Below are 18,542 nucleotides of genomic sequence, written 5' to 3'. Positions count from 1 at the left end.
GCAGGAAAATTTCATTAAAAATAATGATTTTTCCTGTCTGTAAAAGCATGAGGCGTGTGGTGTGCTTTGCTGGTGCGCCACCGCATATGTGGAGATGATATGGTGAAGATTGTTTCTGTTCAGGCCTATCCCTTTTCCCTTCCTACCCGGCGTGACTTTCGCTGGGCGGGCATGCTCGGGCAGCTTGGCAATTTTGTTCTTGTCCGTATTGAAACCGAAGATGGTGTGGTGGGTTATGGCGAAGCAACGCCTCTGCCGGATTGGGGCGGGGATTTCAGCCGCCATGCGGGTGAGACCATCAGCACGGTTATTGCCATGGTGCGCGATGTACTGGCCCCGGCGCTAATCGGGCATGATGTTACCGCGGTAACGGAAGCTGCCAGCATTATGGACCGGGTAGCGGTCGGCAATGTCTACGCCAAATGTGCTGTCAGCATCGCCCTGTATGACGCCTGGGGAAAAAGCGTGGGCCTGCCGGTTTACAAGCTTCTGGGGGGGGCGGTGCGCGAGAGTGTGCCTGTCGCTCACATGGTCGGCCTGATGCCTGAAAAAGAAGCGCTGGATGAAGCCATTCTGGCGGTGGAAGACGGTGTCCGGGCGTTGCAGATCAAGGGCGGTGTTGATGCGGAGCGCGATATCCGCCTCGTTGCTGCCCTGCGCAAGGAGTTCGGGGAAGGCGTTGCCCTGCGTCTGGATGCCAATCAGGGCTATGGCCATGTCAAGAACGCCCTTGCCATTGTGCGGCGTCTGGTTGATGCCGGGGTTAGCCTGATTGAGCAGCCATCCGAAGGCCTGCGCTATATGGCGGAAGTAACCGCCGCCAGTGCTGTGCCGATTGTTGCTGATGAAAGCTGCTGGGATATTCATGACGCGGTGGATGTGCTGCAGGCCCGTGCGGCGGATTGCATTTCCATCTATCTGGCAAAAGCCGGCGGCTTTGGTGGTGCCTGCAAGGTGGCGGATCTGGCTGGGGCAGCGATGATGGCCTGCGATGTCAACGGTTCGATCGAATCTGCTATCGGCACGGCGGCCAATGTGCATTTTGCCCTTGCGCGTCCGGCTGTGTCCCTGCCTGCGGTTATTACGATCAGTGCTCCGGCGGGTACGCATCCTTGCCGTGTGGCGGGCCATTACTATGATGATGATATCCTGACAGAACCGATGCAGGTCAGGGATGGCGCGATCCTGCCGCTGGATACGCCGGGCCTTGGTATCACCATTGATGAAGACAAGCTTCAGGCTTTCCGGTGTGATCAGTGATGCAGACAACAGATTATCGCATTGCAGCCGATATTGGCGGCACTTTTACCGATGTGGCCTGCCTTTCTTCTGAAGGGCAGCTTATCACCGCCAAGGTGCCCTCCACCCCGCACGATTATGCCGAAGGCATTCTTGTAGGGATCGGGCAGATTGTGGAGCAGCTTGGGCTGGAGGCTGGCAACTTTGGCCAGCTTCTTCATGCCTCGACCATTGCGACCAACGCCATTCTGGAATCCAAGGGCGCTAAAACCGGCCTTGTGACAACAGAAGGTTTCCGCGATGTTCTGGAGTTGCGCCGTATCAGGGTGCCCCGGCTGTATGAACCTCTGTACGAAAAGCCTGCACCACTTGTGCCGAGGCGCAACCGGTATGAAGTGGCGGAGCGTCTGGATGCTACTGGGGCTGTCGTGCAGCCGCTGGATGAAGCGGGGGCGCGGGCCGTAGGCCGAGCGCTCGCGCAGGCGGGTGTGGAAGCCGTGGCTATCTGCTTTTTGCATAGCTACGTTAATCCCGAGCATGAACGTGCAGTAGAACGTATTCTGCGTGAAGAACTGCCCGAGGGCTGTTTTATCTGCGCCAGTTACGATGTCCTGCCTGAAATGCGCGAATACGAACGGACCAGCACAACGGTTGTCAATGCGTATGTAGGGCCGGTTGTCAGGACATATCTCGAAAAACTCGTGCAGCGTCTTGAAGCCGCCGGGTTTGATGGCAACGTGCTGATGATGCAGTCCAGCGGTGGTCTGCTGGATGTAGCGCAGGTGCAGGAACGGCCTGCAACCGTGGTGGAAAGTGGACCTGCCGCCGGTGTGGTAGGGGCGGCGCGTCTGGGCATGGCCGCAGGCTATAAGGACATTATTACCTTTGACATGGGCGGCACGACCGCCAAGGCCTCGCTTATTCAGGATGGCTGCGTAACCGCCACCGATGATTATGAGGTGGGTGGCGGTATTTCGATGTCGAGCGCGCTGGCCAAAGGGGGTGGTTACGCCCTGCGGTTGCCTATTATCGATGTGTCCGAAGTGGGGGCCGGGGGCGGCAGTATCGTCCGGATTGATGCGGGCGGTGTGCTCAAGATCGGGCCGGAAAGTGTTGGCGCGGTACCCGGTCCTGCCTGTTATGACCGTGGGGGCGAGCACGCAACGGTGACTGACGCCAATGTCGTGCTGGGTTATCTCAACCCGATCGCCCTTGCCGGTGGTACCGTGCCAGTCAAGGCCATACGCGCGCAGGAAGCGATTACGCGCACGGTCTGTGACCCCACAGGGATAGATCTGCTGGAAGCGGCTTACGGTATTCACCGTGTGGCCAATGCCACCATGATGCGGGCGGTCAAGGCGGTTTCCACATATCGTGGGCGGAACCCGCGTGATTTTACGTTGCTGGCGTTTGGCGGCAATGGCGGCATGCATGCCGCAGCTCTGGCGCGGGAGTTGAATATCGGCCGGGTTATCGTGCCGCCGGGTGCTGGCGTGTTCAGTGCGGTGGGTCTGCTGGTGGCCGATTACGAAATGGGTCGTTCGCTGTCGCTATCCCTGCTCCTGAAGGACGGAGAGACAGAACTGCTTGAGAAAGCGTTTTCTGATCTTGAAACGTCTGTTCTTGAAGGCATGACATACGAAACCACACCAACCCTGACCCGCTCGGTGCAACTGCGCTACAAGGGGCAGGGGTCGGAACTAGGTGTTGTCGTGCCACCCGGCGTGATTGTGGACGAAACCCTGAACCTGCTGTCAGCAGGTTTCGAGACCGAGCATAAGCGCAGCTACGGCTATATCAACGAAACGGGCCTGATCGAGCTTGTCAGCCTGCGGGTTGTGGCCTCATTGCCGCCAGCGCGTGCGCCGCGTGTGAGTGGTATTACCGGGCTTGTTGATACGGGTGAGATCGTTACCCGGAAAGCCTATTTCGGTTCCTCGTCAGGGCTTATGGAAACGCCGGTTATCACCCGCATGGCGCTGAGTGATACGCCCCGTTCCGGGCCAATGATTATCGAGGAATATGAAGGCACCACCATTGTGCCGCCTGACTGCACGGCATGGCGGGATAGCCACAACAATATCGTGATTCAGCTTGGGGCGGAGGAGCAGCAAGATGGCTGAGTGTGATCTGGCGCTGCTGGAAATCATCAAGAACGGGTTTGAGGCTGTCGCCGATGAAATGGCGATTATCCTTATGCGCACGGCCCATTCTCCCATTGTGCGCGATGCCATGGATTTTTCCACGGCCCTGTGCGACCCGTATGGGCAGAATATTGCGCAGGGGCTGACAACCCCCATGCATCTTGGCAGCTTTTACGATGCCATGCAGAACCTGATCGGGCAGTATGAAGGGGATATAAACGACGGCGATATCTTTATCGGCAACGACCCTTATATTGCCTCTGGCCAGCACCTGCCTGATATTTACGTTATCAAGCCGATTTTCCATGCAGGTGCACTGTGTGGCTGGGCTGCGACGATTGCGCACCATGTTGATGTCGGCGGGCTTGTCCCTGGCAGTAACTCGCTCAGCTCCACCAGCATTCATCAGGAAGGCCTGCGGCTGCCTTTTCTCAAACTGTTGAAAAAAGGCGTTGTCGATACCGCTATTCAGGCGATTATCGCGGCCAATGTCCGCACGCCGGATCTGGTTCTGGGCGATATTTCCGCTCAGTGTGCGGCCGTGCAGGCAGGGGACCGTGGTCTGCACGACATGTTGCAGCGTTATGGTGCGGAACGCCTTGCCGGATACACCACGGCGCTGCATGACTATGCTGAAAAGCTCTCCCGTGCCGCTATCAGCAATATTGCTGATGGCACCTATACGTTTGAAGACCATATCGATGGTCTTGGCGAGGAGGGTGCCCCCGTTGTCTTTCGCCTCAGGCTTGAGGTGAAGGGGGATGAGGTGACAGCGGACTGGACGGGCACGTCCACACAGGTGGCGGGGGGTATCAATGCACCGCTGTCTTTTTGCAAATCCAATGTCTATGCCGCGTTGCGTTCGGTCATGGGCACGGATGTCCCCAACTGCCATGGCTATACGCGGCCTATTCATGTTCTCGCCCCTGAAGGCACCGTGCTGAACTGCACCTATCCCGCGGCTTGCGGGGGGCGTGGCATCACAGGTTACAGGATTGTGGACTGCGTGTTCGGCGCGCTGGCGGCCTGTCTGCCCGATAGCGTTGCGGCGGATGGCGCTGGCGGCTCTACCCTGCCCAGCTTCAGCGGCCGTCAGAATGGGCGGACATTCGTGTTTTCTGAATGTGTGATGGGTGTCTGGGGGGCAACCAGCGCGCATGACGGGCAGGAAGGTGTGCCGCATATGGCCTCCAATCAGGCCAATGTGCCGGTAGAGGTGATCGAGGCGGATTACCCGATCAGGGTCGAGCGTTACGGCATAGCACCAGACACCGCCGGGGCCGGACGGAACCGGGGTGGGTTTGGCATTATCCGCGATTACCGCATCCTGCAGGATGGTGTGTATTTTGGGGTACGCTCAGACAAGCTGCGCTTTCCGCCCCATGGTCTGGATGGCGGGCGTGCGGGTGCCGCGGCATCCAATATCCTGCTGATGGATGGGAAGGAACACAGGCTGCCCGCCATGCCGCTGGAGCCTATCATGCTCAATACGGGCGATCTGTACCGCCATGTCATGGCTGGCGGCGGGGGATATGGCAGCCCGTACGAGCGCGAGCCAGCCCGCGTGCTGGAGGATGTGCTGGACGGTAAAATGACCCAGTCCCACGCCTTTGATGAATACGGTGTCGTGCTGACAAAGGAGATGGGGGTCGATCTGGCGGCAACCCATGCCCGCAGGAACACCCTTACGGAGAAAACCAATGCAGATAGCCACTGACCGTCGCGTTGTTTCCGATATTGATCCGTTTTCGGAAAGCTTTCGGGCCGACCCCTACAGCCATTATGCCCAGCTTCGTGCTCTTGGGCCGCTTGTTTGGCTGGAAAAATACGGTATCTGGGTTGTGCAGCACCATGCGCAGGTCAAGACGGTTCTGACCGACTGGAAGCGCTTCAGCAATGCCGGCGGTGGCGGACTGACCAATTATTTCAAGGAAAAAAACTGGCGCAAACCCAGTATTATTCTTGAGGTTGACCCACCGGAGCATGAGCGTACCCGCCGGGTTCTCATGCGGTTGTTCACCCCCGGTGCGTTGCAGAAGATGCGTGAGGAATTCACGCAGGTTGCCCAGTCCATGGTTGCGTCTGCCATTACGCAGGGGCAAGTAGATGGTGTGTCCGATCTGGTGCAGCCTTTCCCCATGAAGGTGTTTCCCGATGCGGTGGGCATGCCTCCGCTCGATCGTGATATCATGCTGGTTTATGGCGGCATGGTGTTTGGCGCTTTTGGCCCGCGTACACCATGGTATGATCAGCTTCTTTCCCGTGCGGATGAAGTGAGTGCATGGATCGATGCGCATTGCGAGCGCTCGGCCCTGACGGATGACGGCCTTGGCGCGGCTATTTATGCTGCGGCTGATGGGGGGGAAATCACCCACGAGGAAGCCAAGCTGCTGGTGCGTTCCTTCCTGTCTGCCGGGGTGGATACAACCATTGATTCTATCGGTCTGTGCCTGCGGGCACTGGCAGAACACCCCGAGCAGTGGGCGGCCTTGCGTGAAGACCCCTCTCTGGCCCGTGCGGCGTTTGAGGAGGCCACGCGCTACGACAGCTCATCGCAAAGCCTGTTCCGCACCACCACTGAGGATTTTGAGTTCGAAGGGCAGATGCTGGGCAAGCACGAAAAGGTGCTGGTGCTGATCGGCTCCGCCGGGCGCGATCCGCTGGTGTGGGATGAGCCGGAGCGTTTTGATATTCGCCGCAAGATTACACAACAGGTCGGGTATGGAGCGGGCGTTCATGGTTGCGTGGCGCAGATGATGGCGCGCCTTGAAGGGGAAGTGTTCTTCCGCGCTCTGGCAACACAGGTGGACAGGCTGGAAGTGACCGGCCCCTCTACCCTGCGGCTGCATCCGGGGCTGAGGGGGCTTGTCAGCCTGCCTCTGGCGCTCACCGGCAAGTAAAATAAGGATAGCAGAACCATGGCAACGGTTATTGTTGCGGGCGGCGCCACAGGAATTGGCCGCGCCTGCGTTGGGTTGTTCAGGGAACGGGGCGACAATGTTGTCCTGATAGACCATCGCCCCGAAGCACAGGCGGTCGCGGATGAGAGCGGGAAGGGCGAATGCCTGTTCCTCCAGCGTGATCTGGCGGACCCCGCCGTGCCGAAAGAGGCCGTGGCGCTGGCTGTGGAGCGTTTTGGCGGGGTTGATACCCTGCTGATTACGGCTGCATTGATGGTGTCTTCCGCCCTTGAGGACTGGACGAACGAGATGTGGGACCGCACGGTGGCGCTCAATCTCAAGATGCCGTTTTTCTTCACACAGGCGGCAGCGCCCTATCTCAAGGCTTCTGCCAATCCGAGCATCGTGTTCACCTCCTCCACCGGGGCGATCAAGGGCCATGCCGGTATGTCGGCCTATCAGGCCACCAAGGCGGCCCTGCCGGGGCTGGCGCGTAGTCTGACTGCCGAGCTTGGCCCGGCAGGTGTGCGGATAAACTGTGTGCTGCCTGGCTGGATTGAAACACCGTTCAACGACCCGTTCTGGTCATACCAGCGCGACCCTGCGGAGCGCCGCACCCTGATCGATGCGGAAATTCCGCTGGGGCGGCATGGCACACCGGATGAGGTTGCCTCGCTTGTGCTGCTGTTGACCTCCAGCGCAGGGCGCTACATTGCTGGCACATCGATTGTGGTCGATGGCGGTTATACGGCGGTCTGACCCTATGCTGTACACGAACTGGCGGATAGCGGATGGCTATTCTTCTGCCGTAAGGCCGGTGCTGATGGGCGATGTGGGGGCGGTATCCGCTGCCCACCCGCTGGCTGTTGCCGCCGCACAGGATATGCTGCTGCGCGGTGGCAGCGCTGTGGATGCAACCATTGCCGCTCAGGCCGTGCTGTGCGTGATCATGCCCGATGCCTGCGGCATTGGGGGCGATCTGTTTGCGTTGGTGGATGACGGTATAGGCACGAGCGCCATCAGTGGCGCAGGTGCAGCCCCCCGGCATGGCACCGTCTGTTCGGATGACGGGGCGAACAGCATCACCGTACCCGGTCTTGCCGGTGCATGGGCCAGTATGCATGCCCGTTGGGGAACACTGCCGTTTTCGGATATTCTCGCCCGTGCCATTCATCTGGCCGAAGGCGGGGTGATGGTGTCCGCCTCCATGGCGCAGACAGTCCATACGCATGCCGAGCGCCTGCGCACCAATGGCGCGGCCTCGTGGTCTCTCCTGAACCTCCCTGCCGGAGCGCGCTTTGTGCAGAAGGAACTGGCAGCGCTGTTGCGGCTGTTTGTCCAGCATGGGCCGCAGTGTTTTTACGAAGGGGATGTGGCAGCGCATATCGTGCGCGCCGTAAAGGCACAGGGTGGTGCGCTGGATGCGCAGGATCTGGCGGCTCATGTCACGGAAGTTGTGCCTGCCCTGTCCGTTGAGTTGGGTGAACTGAGCGTAATGGTGCAGCCTCCGCCCACGCAGGGTGTGTTGCTGGGCATGGCGTTACGCAATTTCAGCCGTATGGAGCAGGGCAGTGCCGTTCTGTCCGATCATCTGGCTGTGGAACTGACAGAAGCCTCCTTTGCCTATCGGGATCGTGCGGGGGAGGGGGAGGCCCTGCTGGATGTAGCCTTGCAGGTTGATCCGGCGCAGGCCAGCCGCCGGGGCGGGCCACGGGCTTATCTGCACACCGCAGGTGTTTCCGTGACCGACCGCAACGGGCTGGTTGTTTCTTCGCTTGTCAGCGTTTTTGATGATTTCGGCTCCTGCCTGCTGGTGCCGGAACTGGGCATTACGCTCAATAACCGGGCAGGCGGGTTTACACAGGGTGCCAATGCGTGGCGGCCGGGTGCGCGGCCTGTGCATACACTGGCCCCCGCTCTGCTGCGCTCGCCACAGGGTAGGATGGCGCTTGCAACCCCCGGTGCAGATGGGCAGGTACAGACCCTGCTGCAACTGATTATTCGCATGCAGTGTCAGGGAGAGGACCTTGCTGCTGCCGTTGCAGCGCCACGCTGGCGCAGTCAGGGCAAGCGACTATTGATGGAAGAGGGCCATCCCTCTCAGGCGGGTCTGGCGGCCATGGGGCATGACGTGCTGCCGACAACACCCGGAGCTACCTGTTTTGGGGCAGTGGTGTGTACGGGTATCGATATGGCGGGTAGTCCTTTTGCCGTAGCGGACTGGCGGCGTAATACATGGGCCGGAGTGGCGTAAAAAACTTCTCTGGAATATGTAAGTTTTGATAAAATATGGCGGAGCGCCTGTTACACGCTCCGCCACATTCTGCTGTCCTGTCAGTTGGGCTGATACGCCTTGCCGAAAGCGCGTAGCGCTGCGGTAAAGCAGCCTTCAGGAGCCTGTGTCTGGCCTGCCCCGATAACACCGCCCTTGCAGTGGGCAATGGCGGTGTCGATCACAGGCGTAATGCCCTGCTGCACAACCTTACGGATATCAATACCCGCCGGAACCCCGATGAAATCCATGGTCGGGATCTTGAATTCCATCAACTGACCAACGGTGATCAGCTGCATGCTCTGCACGGTCGAGACCGCGCGGGCAAAGGAGCCGTTCACGAACTGCTGGAGTGCAGGGGCCGCAGCCTGTGCATGCCCGCCAAGGCCGATGGTTTCCATAATGCTGCTGTCACCGATATCTGGCACAGCATCGGCATCGCCCCATTCAGACGAGAAATATAATCCCTCAATCCGGTTGGCCGGTGCGGTAAACCACTGCTCACCCAGTCCGCTGACCTTGATGCCGAACTCAACACCGTTGCGGCACATGGCGGAAACAACCGTGCTGTATGGAATGTTTTTGATGGAATCGGCCATGGCTTTACCTGCCGCCATGGACAGGCAGAGCGAGAACTGTTCGTTCACTTTCAGATAGGCCAGCGTTTCCTGCAACAAGGCGCGGTCCGTGCAGGTATCGTACAGCGCCAGTGCAATGGCGTTGAGGATAACGGCGCTGCCAGCGCTGTTGCGGTTATGGCATTCGTCGCCCATTTCCAGTGCGCGGGCAATCATGGGCTTGACCGGAATGGGGGGAATACTGCGGATGGCAGCGCCCAGAACCGGGCCCAGCACGGTTTCCAGCCAGCGCCAGCGCTTGCGGGCTTCGTTATTGTATTCATCGCGGTTCAGAAGGCCCGAGGCCGGGCCCTGAAAAAGCTGCGAGTAACCATAGCGGTCGTGAACAGGGTCATGCACCACCGCCAGTGGGCTGGAGGCACTGGTAATGCCCGCCATGCCGCCAACGGCCCCGTATTCATGACAAGGGGCTACGACAATCTGCCCCTGCAGGATCATCTGCTCGGCTTCGGCTTCCGTTCCCGCAAGGCCTTCGTGAAGGACAGCCTGCACAACTCCCATTTTCTGGGGGTTGCACATATCCTGCCAGGCAATGGGGGGGCCCGCATGCAGCACGGTGGCGCGTGTCATACCGGGCAGTACGTCAATGGCCGGGCGCACATCCACCCAGACCGGGCGTGCCGCGGCAAAGCGGGACAGGGCTTCGTTGTTGGCAGCGGCGATCTTGTCAGGGAGTGTCATGTCATGCCGCTCCTTGCAGGCTCTGGCCGAAGGCCCGCAGTGCCAGTTCAAAACAGGCCAGTGGGGCATGCACTTCACCCGCGCCGATCAGCCCGCCTTCCTTATGGGTTATGGCGGTGTCCAGCAGGGGGGTAATGCCGGTCTGCACAACCTTGCGGATGTCGATACCGATGGGGCCGGGCGCAAAGTCCATGGCCGGGATGCGAACATCGGGGTTGGTTCCATGGCAGATGGACAGCATGTCATGCGTATTGGCGATAGCCTGCTGCATGGTGGCCTGAACATACTGGGTAACCGTGGGGGCCGCAGGCTGGATGAAACCGCCAAGGCCGATGGTTTCGGTAATGGCGCTGTCTCCCAGATCGGGCGCGGCATTGGAATCATTCCATTCCGCACGGAAAAACAGACCGCGCACGGGGTTGGCTTTGGCGATAAACCACTGGTCTCCAAGGCCGCTCACCTTGATGCCGAATTCAACCCCATTGCGCGCCATGGCGGTGACAATGGTGCTGTATTCGATACCTTCGGCTGGTACCAGCATGGACTTGGCCGCCGCCATAATGGCATGCAGGAAGAAATGCTCAGATTCCACAAGGAATTTTATGGAAGCGCGTACGTCTTCCGCCGGCATGTCCACAGCCATGAGATGGCCATAGATTTCCTTGAGAAACTGCGCCGTGGCGGCAATCGAGCGGTTATGACACTCATCCCCCATTTCCACCGCGCGGGAAATGATGTTGCGGATATCAATCGGACCGGCGGCTTTGAGCGCCTGCTTGAGCACCGGGGCAAAAACCTTAGCCTGCCATGTCAGGTTACGAAAAACCGTTTCATCATACGCACCCCATTTGAGCAGGCGCAGCCCGCCACCTTCAGAAATGCAGCTATAGGCGCGGTTGCCGAAAGTGGCGTTTTCCACCACCAGCATGGGGGTGGAGGCAGAGGTAATGCCTGCTCCAGCGCCAACTGCCATGTGATGGTGGCAGGGGGCTGTCAGGATTTCGCCCGCGCGGATCTTCTGCTCCGCCTCTTCCGGCGTGCTGGCAAGGCCTTCCCACAGAGCTGCACCAATAATGCCATGCTTGTGCGGGCCGCACATGTCATCCCACGCAATGGCGGGTGCGGAGTGCAGGATCAGGTTGGGCAGCATGCCCGGCAGCACGTCCAGTGCGGGGGCTACGTCCACCAGTTGCGGCTTGCCCTGTCGGATAATGTCAACCGTGCGGGTATTGGCGTCTTCTATCCGGTCTTTAAGCGTCGTCATCAGTGGTTCTCCGGTCAGATCAGGGAGTCGAGCAGGTTGAGCAGGTCATCGTCCTGCGGCGGGGGCGGCTTCCACAGAACCTGCACCACCGTAATGGATTGCTGCCTGAGCGTTTCGGCAAACAGGTCAATGCCGACATTCACAACACAGGGGGGCTGGCCCGCCAGGAGCGGATTTCCGGTATCAGTCATGGAGCATCCTCAGGTAACGGCCGGCCAGTGTTACGGCTTCGGCATTGTTGCGGGCGACCAGAATGTCGGCTTTTTCCAGCGTGGCGGCCTGCAGGGCATAATCCTGCGGGTCTGCACGGGTGCCGCAGATTGTCACGATCACGGGCAGGTTTCTGCCCTGTGCGTCAGCAAGGGCGCGGGCCTGTGCAATGGTTTCGGCCAGCAGGGCCGCCGGGTTTGCATGCGCGCCATAGCCCAGAACCAGATCAATTAGCAGCAGGGCGACCTGTGGGTCCTGCGCTTCGTGCAGAATGCGCTGGTTACGCAACAGGGGGTCGATCATCGGGTGAGCGCGGCCTTCGGTATAGGCGTCCTCCCCCAGATCAATGACCGTATGCTCTTTGCTGGTAAATGGGTCTGTCAGAGCATAAGCGCCGTGCTCCAGATTGGAATACACGCCGTTTACAACATCCTTCAGCAGAAACAGCGCCTCGTAGCAGAGCGTGCCGCCAGCATAGAGACCACGCAGGTAACGCTGTTCCGGTTTGCGGCCCTGTAGGCTGTTTTGCAGAAAACCGTCCTGTGTGGCGGTATCGAGTGCTGGCAGGGGCGTGGAGGCCCCCATCGCCTGTGCCGCAGCCAGCGCGGTTTCCGCCAGCGTGCGGGTGAAGGTGAGATTACCCTCGGAGCCCGTAGCTCCCTGCCCGATAAAGTTGATGATAACGGGTTTTGGTAAAGTCGCGCAGGTGGCAAGAATTTTTTTCGCCACGGTAGGGCTGGGTGGCTTGGATGTCACAACGATCACATCGGTATTGCTGTCTTGTGCAAGGATATGCAGTCCCTGCAGCATGCTCAGCCCGCCGATTTCCTGTTTGAGGTCGCGCCCCCCCGTGCCGATAGCCTGACTGACACCAAGGCCTAACCAGTCCAGTAGCGAGGAAATTTCCTGTGTGCCGGTGCCAGATGCCGCCACAATGCCCACACGCCCACGGGCGACGGCATTGGCAAAGCCGATCCCGGCACCATTTATGAGCGCGGTGCCGCAATCCGGCCCCATGAGCAGGCGGTTTTTGGCGGCGGCAAGCTCTTTCAGGCTGCGTTCATCTTCAAGGCTGACATTGTCGCTGAACAGGAAGACATTCAGGCCCAGTTCCAGAGCGCGCTTGGCCTCGCGGTAAGCGTAGGTGCCCGGCACGGAAATACAGGCCAGATTGGCCTGCGGCTGCATGGTTACAGCGGCATCAAGCGAGCGCGGCTGAAGCGTACCCTGTGCGTTCTGCGGTTTTTGTGCCAGCAGCCGGGTTGCGGCCTCAAGTGCTTGTTCCGCCAGAGCCTCGGTATCAGCCACGATGGCGATGATGAGGTCGTCCGGGTTTGCCGCACTGGCCTGCGGTGTCAGCAGGCCCGAGGTTGCAAGAATTTTGCGGTTGTTTGGCGTTGCCATCATGGCGATGGCTTCCGTTACGCCCTCCTCATGGCGGAGGGCTTCGGAAACGCGCATCAGCCTGACGGAATCATGGTATTCCCGCGGTCGGATGATAAGTCTGGATGCCATGGTTCAGGCCTTGTCCTGCTGGAATGTGGTGTCATGAAAAAGCGGGTAGGCTCCGATGGCATCAAAGCGCAGGCCCGTAATAGTGTCGCGTGCAGCAACGATTGTTGCATTGCAGTGGAGCGGCACCGCCAGTGCAGCCTGCATGACCTCCATCTGCACCTGAGCGAACAGGGGCATGAATTCTTCCGGGGTCAGGCAGTTTTCCGCCTCATCTATCAGGGTGTCGATCTGGGGATAATCCGCAGCAGCGCGTTTGCTCCAGCCATAGGAGCCCTGACCGCTTTTGCGGGAATGATAGACAAACCCCAGAAGCTGCGAGGAGCTTGCGTATTTGCCCTGCGGAATGAGGTTGTGTAGCCCCTGCATGCCAGCCTGAATCCATTGTGGCGGGGTGCAGAGTTCAACATCGACAGCAATACCGACCTGAGCCAGTTGCCGCGTTACAATCGCGCCGAACTGGGGGTAGAAATTGACTGGCAGCGCATAGAATGTCACGCGCAGGGTTTCCCCTTCACGCATGCGTATACCATCCGGGCTGGGTAGCCACCCTTCCTGTTGAAGCAGATCGACTGCTTGGGCAGGGTTGTGAGGGTACATATTTTCCACGCCGGGTTCATATCCCAGCGTAAACTGCGAAACCGGGCCGTAGGCGCGGGTGAACTCGCCATGGAAAACTTCTTGCACCAGTGCATCGACATCCAGAGCATGGCTGATAGCCTGCCGCACGGCGAGACTGCTGGTGGGGCTCCGTTTGATGTTCATCATCAATGAAACCGGCACACCCCGGATAGGCCATGTGGTGACGTCCAGCCCGTCTGTTGCGCGCAGGTTCTGCGCCTCTGCAGGATTGGCGGCAAAAATCATGTCCACGCTACCGTCCAGCAGCGCAGCGGTGCGGGTGGCGTCATCTGGCAGGAATTTGAACAGGATTTCGTCAATCAGGGGCGGGCCCTGATTATCCACGCAATCCGGTGCCCAAGCATAGTGTTCGTTCCGGCGAATAACGAGGCAGTCTGTCTTGTCCCAGCGTACAAACTGGAAAGGCCCCGTGCCAACCGGGTGCGGCATGAACGCTCCACCGGCACTTTGCGCGCAGGCCAGAGAAACAGGGGCCAGCCAGCCCTGACTGAGAGCATCGAGCAGCAGGGCGTAAGGAGAATCCAGCACAATTTCGAGGCAGTGCTCGTTCACCACCCGGCTTTCGCGGTAGCTGCCAAGCAGGCCTCCCGCCAACTGGGAGCGGTTGTCCGGGTTGCGGGCCCGATCAAGCGAAACCTTCATGGCCTCGGCAGTAAAGGGTGTGCCGTCGTGAAACAGGACATCTTTGCGAAGGTGGAACGTATAGGTCAGATGATCATCTGAAATACTGAACGTTTCCGCCAGACCGGGGCGGTACGCACCATCGGTCGTCTTGTTCACCAGTGTATCAAAGACACCATTGGTCATCTGCAGCGCGAGTTCCGCAGCGCCGAGATGGGGGTCCACATTAGAAGGTTCGTAGTGAACGCCTATGCGCAACTGTCTGGATGCACCCATGCTGGCCTCTTGGTCTTATAGTGAACATATGTGCGTATTAGCAACAAATGGCCGGGCGAATGCAAGGGAGAAATTACGAACCCATGTGCCAGCCTGCGTTTTCTGATCTGATGTGGTTCATGGTTATGTTTTGAAAAATAAAGATTTTTCCAGAAATAAAGGGGCTGAGTATGCTCAGCCCCTTTGGGTTGGTCTGTATATTGGGTGCGGAGTCAGATCAGTGTTTGGCTGATATCTTCGGCAGCGGCCAGCATGTCGGGCAACACGTCGGCCAGCAGTTTTTCCATGGGCACCATGGAACTGAAAGTGAAAGTGTTGAAACTGGCGACAACCCGCTGGCGGCTGTCAAAAATGGGCACGGCCAGAGAGCGGACGCCGATCTGCATTTCCTGATCGACAATGGCATAACCCTGCTTGTGGATCGTGCGGCATTCACGGCGCAGGGCTTCCATGCTGGTCAGGCTCTGTTCCGTAAGCGGCTCAAGGGTAATCTGTTTGAGCAGCGCGTCCCGCTCGCTTTTTTCCATCATAGCCAGAATACAGCGCCCGGCGGAGGCATAGGCCAGCGGAAAGCGGCGGCCGATGGTGAGCGCGGGAAAACTGAATGCATCCGTGTTGGCGGAGGCAATGTGCACAATGTCGAGTCCATCGCGAATACCCAGTGCCGCGGGAAAGCCCGACTGGTCACGGATTTTTTCGAGATAATATTGCGCCTTCTCGGACAGAGGCACGGAGGACAGGTAGGCGTAGCCCAGTTCCATGACTTTAGGGGTCAACTGGAACAGGCGCCCGTCCTGCGAAACAAACCCCAGATGCACCAGTGTCAGCAGGTAACGACGTGCTCCCGCCCGGTCCATTCCGGTTTTTTCAGACACTTGAGAAAGGGTCATGCGCGGGTTGGCCCGCCCGAATGCCATGATGATGTTCAGGCCGTAGGAGAGAGAACCAACAAATGTTTTTGGTCTGTCTTGAGTCTCTGCTTCTGAAGTCGTCACTGATTGATCCACGCTCTTAAGAATTAATTTGGGGGTAGCATATAGGGAAAGATTTCTAATGTTTCCATGATCTGGAACATGATGGGCTCCGGGCAAAAGCTTTTACATCACGTTTGCGTGATGTCTGGTTCTAAAACCAGCTTTCGTCGAATGTTCACAGAGCGCTCTTTTTTTCACAATGCACACAGTGTCCGGTGCAGGGGGGGGGCTGGTTGACGCATTTGATTGTTTAATACGAACTTATGTGCATTATATGAACTTAATGCCAGTCATGGCACCATGCAGGTAGGGAAAATTCAGTCATGAAACTGGTGATCGCACTGGGCGGAAACGCGTTGATGCAGCGGAACGAACCGCTGGGTATGGCGGTGCAGTGGAAAAATGCACGGGTGGCCGCCGGTGCGCTGGCGGAGGTTGCGCGGCAGCATCAGCTCATCCTTACTCATGGCAATGGCCCGCAGGTCGGGCTTCTGGCTATGCAGTCCGAATCCTTCAAAGGAGCAGAGCCTTACCCGTTCGATGTGCTGGGTGCGGCAACCGAGGGCATGATCGGTTATATTCTCGAGCAGGAGCTGGGGAATATTCTGGGTTACGATGTCCCTGTCGCAACGCTGCTGACGCGCGTGGAGGTCGATCCGAATGATCCGGAGTTTTCAGACCCCAGCAAGTTTATTGGCCCAACCTTTGAATACGATCAGATAGAAGCGCTTCAGGCTGAATATAACTGGGTATTCCGTCAGGACGGGCGCAAATGGCGCAGGGTGATTGCCTCTCCGCAGCCGCAGCGCATTCTGTGGCACAGGCCTATCCGCTGGCTGCTGGATAACGGCACGGTTGTCATATGTGCTGGGGGTGGGGGTATTCCGGTTGTCAAAAAAGAGGGTCAGCGCATGGAAGGTGTGGAGGCGGTTATCGACAAGGACCGGGCCTCCAGTCTTCTGGCTATGCAGATACCGGCTGATCTTTTTGTTATTGCCACCGATGTTCAGGGGGTTTTCGAACATTACGATACACCGCAGCAGCGTCTTTTGCGGCGGGTCACGCCCTCTCACCTTATGGCGGAGCAGTTTGCCAAAGGATCAATGGGGCCGAAGATCGAAGCGGCCTGCCGTTTTGTAAACCGCACGGGTAAACCTGCTGTCATTGGTGCGCTGTCTGAAATTGCAGCCATTGTAGCCGGAGACGCCGGAACCTGGATCGTGCCAGAGCAAGACGGGGCTGAATGAAACAAGTCAGAGCCTGCCGGGTCGGGGCGTTTGTCGCGGCCTCTCTTATGGGGGTGAGTGCACCCGTGCGGGTTCTGGCGGTGTTTGCACGCCATGTTTATCTGGCGGTCAGCCTGCGCGCGGAGGATAAGGTTGTTATCCTGTGTCCGCTGAGCGAACAGGATGGCCCGTTATGTATCATGCTGGATCACTGGCCTGTCTGGTCTGAGCTTGCGGGGCAGGAGGGTTTTTTCGACAACGGTCATATACGGATCGGTCCGTACGATATTCAGGTTGGTGATGCGGCTGCGTGGCCATCGGTTGTTGCCACATTGTCTGACAGCGCAGTCTGTTTGCGGCAAAAACTGACCGAAACAGCGCGGCTTCTCGTGCATGGATCAGACTTACTGTCTTCTGTTCTGGGGGCGTGCGATCCATCAGCCCTACCCAGCTATGCTCTGTCACAACTGGCGGCGGGGATCAGACGGGACGATGCGTCATTGTTACGCCAGGGCGCTGCGGAGCTGGCAGGTCTGGGGATAGGGCTGACACCAGCGGGGGATGATTTTCTGTGCGGGCTTATGCTGGCAGCATGGTTTTTTCTGCCTGATCCTGTTCGTGTATGCGCGCCTCTGCTGGAAGGAGCCCGAGGGGCGACCACCACATTATCCTTTGCTTTTCTGAATGCCGCATCAAAAGGACATGCATCTTCCGTATGGTGTGCGTGCCTTCGGGAGCTAAAAAACACCCGGACCAACACTGTATTACAGGAGCATATGACGCGCATTGTTGCGTATGGCGCAACATCAGGAGCCGACTCTCTGGCTGGGTTCATATGGGGGGCGGCACTGATGGAGCCAACCTGCTAGTGGTAAGCAAGCCTCCATGCAGGAGAGAGTGTTTATGGAACGGAAAGCGTTCTCGTTAGAAACACATACCCATAAATATGGAATAATTTCTTGAGTTTATGAGAGCCCCCTCTTTGTTGCTGACAGGCAGGGAATGGTCAGAGCCATGATGGTGGGCCTTTGTGTGTCAGTATGGTTGGGCATCTTTCATGCTGTATTTTCATCATGTTTTCATATTGTCGCGCTCCTGATCATATTTTTGTTTTCATCGGTGCGGTTTATGCGTTAGAAAAACAAAAGTTTCTTGAACGAAACGTTCGGTGATCGAACAAACTGCAAAGAGATCCAAGAATGACCATTGGTCTTGATGAGGCACAAAAGGCACTGGCAGCATCTTTCGCAAAGGCGGAAGAGCTTGGTATTGCCGTGTGTGTCAGTGTCTGTGATGCAGGGGGCCGTCTGGTTACGTTTGCCCGCATGGATCAGTCTAACTGGGCCAGCATCTATGGCAGTCAGGGCAAAGCGCTTACAGCAGCGGCTACTCGGTGCCGGAGTGGGGTCATTCCTCCAGAATCCGTCGTTATGCAAAGAATTGCGGAAATGGAAGGTAAAAACATGATCTATGCGAAGGGAGCTGTCCCTTTGATCAGGGATGGTGTGCTTCTGGGGGCCGTTGGTGTTGGCGGTGCCAGCGCAGATATGGATGAAGCCTGCGCGCTGGCGGCTGCTCATGCCCTTTCATGCGATGTGTAACTGACCTTATTGGGTAAGTTATAAGCTTATTATGGGTATTCCCTGTTCTTCATTGATTCAGGAAAGTATCCTTATCTGGAACTATTCTTTTCACTGTTCATGTATGGCGTGTTCTGTGGGGGCGAGGAAAAGGGTGGAGTATTATGCACGATAAAACCGGGCATGACACTGTCGAGCTTCGGCAAGGACAGCGCAATGCCCTGCGGGTCGGGGTTGGTATCAGCGCGCTGGCTCTTTTAACGGTCTTTGTGCTGCATGTGTTGGGTATCGTCATGCTGGTAAAAGGCATGGGGAATGGCGGGGCATTACCTGAGCACAAACCGCCGATGCAGACACGTATTT

15 protein-coding genes and 1 pseudogene are annotated in these 18,542 nt (G+C 58.1%); 10 read left to right on the top strand and 6 right to left on the bottom strand.

The genetic code is table 11. The annotated features are described in order from the left end of the window. Positions 1 to 99: 99 nt before the first annotated feature. From ABF757_RS04255 to ABF757_RS04230, 6 genes are read left to right on the top strand one after another with little or no spacing between them, the layout of a single operon-like run. Entirely contained in the window at positions 100 to 1,260 is a 1,161-nt protein-coding gene (locus ABF757_RS04255; protein ID WP_415481064.1) for a mandelate racemase/muconate lactonizing enzyme family protein, read from the top strand. After that, positions 1,260 to 3,362 carry a hydantoinase/oxoprolinase family protein gene (locus ABF757_RS04250; protein ID WP_415481121.1) on the top strand — a complete coding sequence of 701 codons (2,103 nt, stop codon included), beginning with the start codon at positions 1,260 to 1,262 and terminating at the stop codon, positions 3,360 to 3,362. The genes ABF757_RS04255 and ABF757_RS04250 overlap by 1 nt, the downstream gene beginning before the upstream one ends. Further along, complete coding sequence (locus ABF757_RS04245) at positions 3,355 to 5,100, top strand: hydantoinase B/oxoprolinase family protein (RefSeq protein WP_415481063.1); 1,746 nt, start codon at positions 3,355 to 3,357, stop codon at positions 5,098 to 5,100. Before ABF757_RS04250 ends, ABF757_RS04245 begins: the two co-directional genes overlap by 8 nt. Further along, positions 5,084 to 6,283 (top strand): cytochrome P450, encoded by a 1,200-nt coding sequence (locus ABF757_RS04240; protein ID WP_415481062.1) that lies wholly within the window; start codon positions 5,084 to 5,086, stop codon positions 6,281 to 6,283. Before ABF757_RS04245 ends, ABF757_RS04240 begins: the two co-directional genes overlap by 17 nt. A gap of 18 nt (positions 6,284 to 6,301) precedes the next feature. Then, positions 6,302 to 7,042, top strand: coding sequence for an SDR family NAD(P)-dependent oxidoreductase (locus tag ABF757_RS04235; protein ID WP_415481061.1), 741 nt, complete (start codon positions 6,302 to 6,304; stop codon positions 7,040 to 7,042). Between the two features lie 4 nt (positions 7,043 to 7,046). After that, positions 7,047 to 8,537, top strand: a complete 1,491-nt coding sequence (locus ABF757_RS04230; protein ID WP_415481060.1) for a gamma-glutamyltransferase family protein — start codon at positions 7,047 to 7,049, stop codon at positions 8,535 to 8,537. A gap of 80 nt (positions 8,538 to 8,617) precedes the next feature. On the opposite strand, the gene ABF757_RS04225 is transcribed toward ABF757_RS04230, so the two are convergent. The 6 genes from ABF757_RS04225 to ABF757_RS04200 form a co-directional block, all read right to left on the bottom strand. Further along, positions 8,618 to 9,874 (bottom strand): YlbE family protein, encoded by a 1,257-nt coding sequence (locus tag ABF757_RS04225; RefSeq protein WP_415481059.1) that lies wholly within the window; start codon positions 9,872 to 9,874, stop codon positions 8,618 to 8,620. Position 9,875: 1 nt separating this feature from the next. Continuing rightward, positions 9,876 to 11,138 carry a YlbE family protein gene (locus ABF757_RS04220; RefSeq protein ID WP_415481058.1) on the bottom strand — a complete coding sequence of 421 codons (1,263 nt, stop codon included), beginning with the start codon at positions 11,136 to 11,138 and terminating at the stop codon, positions 9,876 to 9,878. Between the two features lie 14 nt (positions 11,139 to 11,152). Then, positions 11,153 to 11,329 carry a hypothetical protein gene (locus ABF757_RS04215; RefSeq protein ID WP_199897803.1) on the bottom strand — a complete coding sequence of 59 codons (177 nt, stop codon included), beginning with the start codon at positions 11,327 to 11,329 and terminating at the stop codon, positions 11,153 to 11,155. Beyond that, the gene (fdrA, locus tag ABF757_RS04210) at positions 11,322 to 12,863 is read right to left on the bottom strand and encodes an acyl-CoA synthetase FdrA (protein ID WP_415481057.1); all 1,542 of its coding nucleotides are present in this window, start codon (positions 12,861 to 12,863) and stop codon (positions 11,322 to 11,324) included. The genes ABF757_RS04215 and fdrA overlap by 8 nt, the downstream gene beginning before the upstream one ends. Before the next feature lie 3 nt (positions 12,864 to 12,866). Continuing rightward, positions 12,867 to 14,399, bottom strand: a complete 1,533-nt coding sequence (locus tag ABF757_RS04205; RefSeq protein WP_415481056.1) for an ABC transporter substrate-binding protein — start codon at positions 14,397 to 14,399, stop codon at positions 12,867 to 12,869. Positions 14,400 to 14,611: 212 nt separating this feature from the next. After that, complete coding sequence (locus ABF757_RS04200; protein ID WP_025859877.1) at positions 14,612 to 15,394, bottom strand: IclR family transcriptional regulator domain-containing protein; 783 nt, start codon at positions 15,392 to 15,394, stop codon at positions 14,612 to 14,614. A 302-nt stretch (positions 15,395 to 15,696) separates the two neighbouring features. Between ABF757_RS04200 and arcC the strand changes: the two genes are divergently transcribed. From arcC to ABF757_RS04180, 4 genes and pseudogenes are all read left to right on the top strand, one after another. After that, entirely contained in the window at positions 15,697 to 16,620 is a 924-nt protein-coding gene (gene arcC / locus ABF757_RS04195; protein ID WP_415481055.1) for a carbamate kinase, read from the top strand. Then, positions 16,617 to 17,468, top strand: a complete 852-nt coding sequence (locus ABF757_RS04190; protein WP_415481054.1) for an oxamate carbamoyltransferase subunit AllH family protein — start codon at positions 16,617 to 16,619, stop codon at positions 17,466 to 17,468. The genes arcC and ABF757_RS04190 overlap by 4 nt, the downstream gene beginning before the upstream one ends. A gap of 330 nt (positions 17,469 to 17,798) precedes the next feature. Next, positions 17,799 to 18,200, top strand: a complete 402-nt coding sequence (locus tag ABF757_RS04185) for a GlcG/HbpS family heme-binding protein (protein ID WP_415481053.1) — start codon at positions 17,799 to 17,801, stop codon at positions 18,198 to 18,200. Positions 18,201 to 18,343: 143 nt separating this feature from the next. Next, a pseudogene (locus ABF757_RS04180) lies at positions 18,344 to 18,542 on the top strand (hypothetical protein); the annotation flags it as partial.

The sequence above is a fragment of the Acetobacter papayae genome, assembly GCF_047721125.1.
GTDB lineage: Bacteria > Pseudomonadota > Alphaproteobacteria > Acetobacterales > Acetobacteraceae > Acetobacter > Acetobacter papayae.
This window is presented reverse-complemented; position numbering and strand designations above follow the sequence as displayed.

Bases quoted from the DNA above. Each gene is read 5' to 3' on its own strand.
- ABF757_RS04255 (WP_415481064.1), top strand. From the start codon at position 100: ATGGTGAAGATTGTTTCTGTTCAGGCCTATCCCTTTTCCCTTCCTACC.
- ABF757_RS04250 (WP_415481121.1), top strand. From the start codon at position 1,260: ATGCAGACAACAGATTATCGCATTGCAGCCGATATTGGCGGCACTTTT.
- ABF757_RS04245 (WP_415481063.1), top strand. From the start codon at position 3,355: ATGGCTGAGTGTGATCTGGCGCTGCTGGAAATCATCAAGAACGGGTTT.
- ABF757_RS04240 (WP_415481062.1), top strand. From the start codon at position 5,084: ATGCAGATAGCCACTGACCGTCGCGTTGTTTCCGATATTGATCCGTTT.
- ABF757_RS04235 (WP_415481061.1), top strand. From the start codon at position 6,302: ATGGCAACGGTTATTGTTGCGGGCGGCGCCACAGGAATTGGCCGCGCC.
- ABF757_RS04230 (WP_415481060.1), top strand. From the start codon at position 7,047: ATGCTGTACACGAACTGGCGGATAGCGGATGGCTATTCTTCTGCCGTA.
- ABF757_RS04225 (WP_415481059.1), bottom strand. From the start codon at position 9,874: ATGACACTCCCTGACAAGATCGCCGCTGCCAACAACGAAGCCCTGTCC.
- ABF757_RS04220 (WP_415481058.1), bottom strand. From the start codon at position 11,138: ATGACGACGCTTAAAGACCGGATAGAAGACGCCAATACCCGCACGGTT.
- ABF757_RS04215 (WP_199897803.1), bottom strand. From the start codon at position 11,329: ATGACTGATACCGGAAATCCGCTCCTGGCGGGCCAGCCCCCCTGTGTT.
- fdrA (WP_415481057.1), bottom strand. From the start codon at position 12,863: ATGGCATCCAGACTTATCATCCGACCGCGGGAATACCATGATTCCGTC.
- ABF757_RS04205 (WP_415481056.1), bottom strand. From the start codon at position 14,399: ATGGGTGCATCCAGACAGTTGCGCATAGGCGTTCACTACGAACCTTCT.
- arcC (WP_415481055.1), top strand. From the start codon at position 15,697: ATGAAACTGGTGATCGCACTGGGCGGAAACGCGTTGATGCAGCGGAAC.
- ABF757_RS04190 (WP_415481054.1), top strand. From the start codon at position 16,617: ATGAAACAAGTCAGAGCCTGCCGGGTCGGGGCGTTTGTCGCGGCCTCT.
- ABF757_RS04185 (WP_415481053.1), top strand. From the start codon at position 17,799: ATGACCATTGGTCTTGATGAGGCACAAAAGGCACTGGCAGCATCTTTC.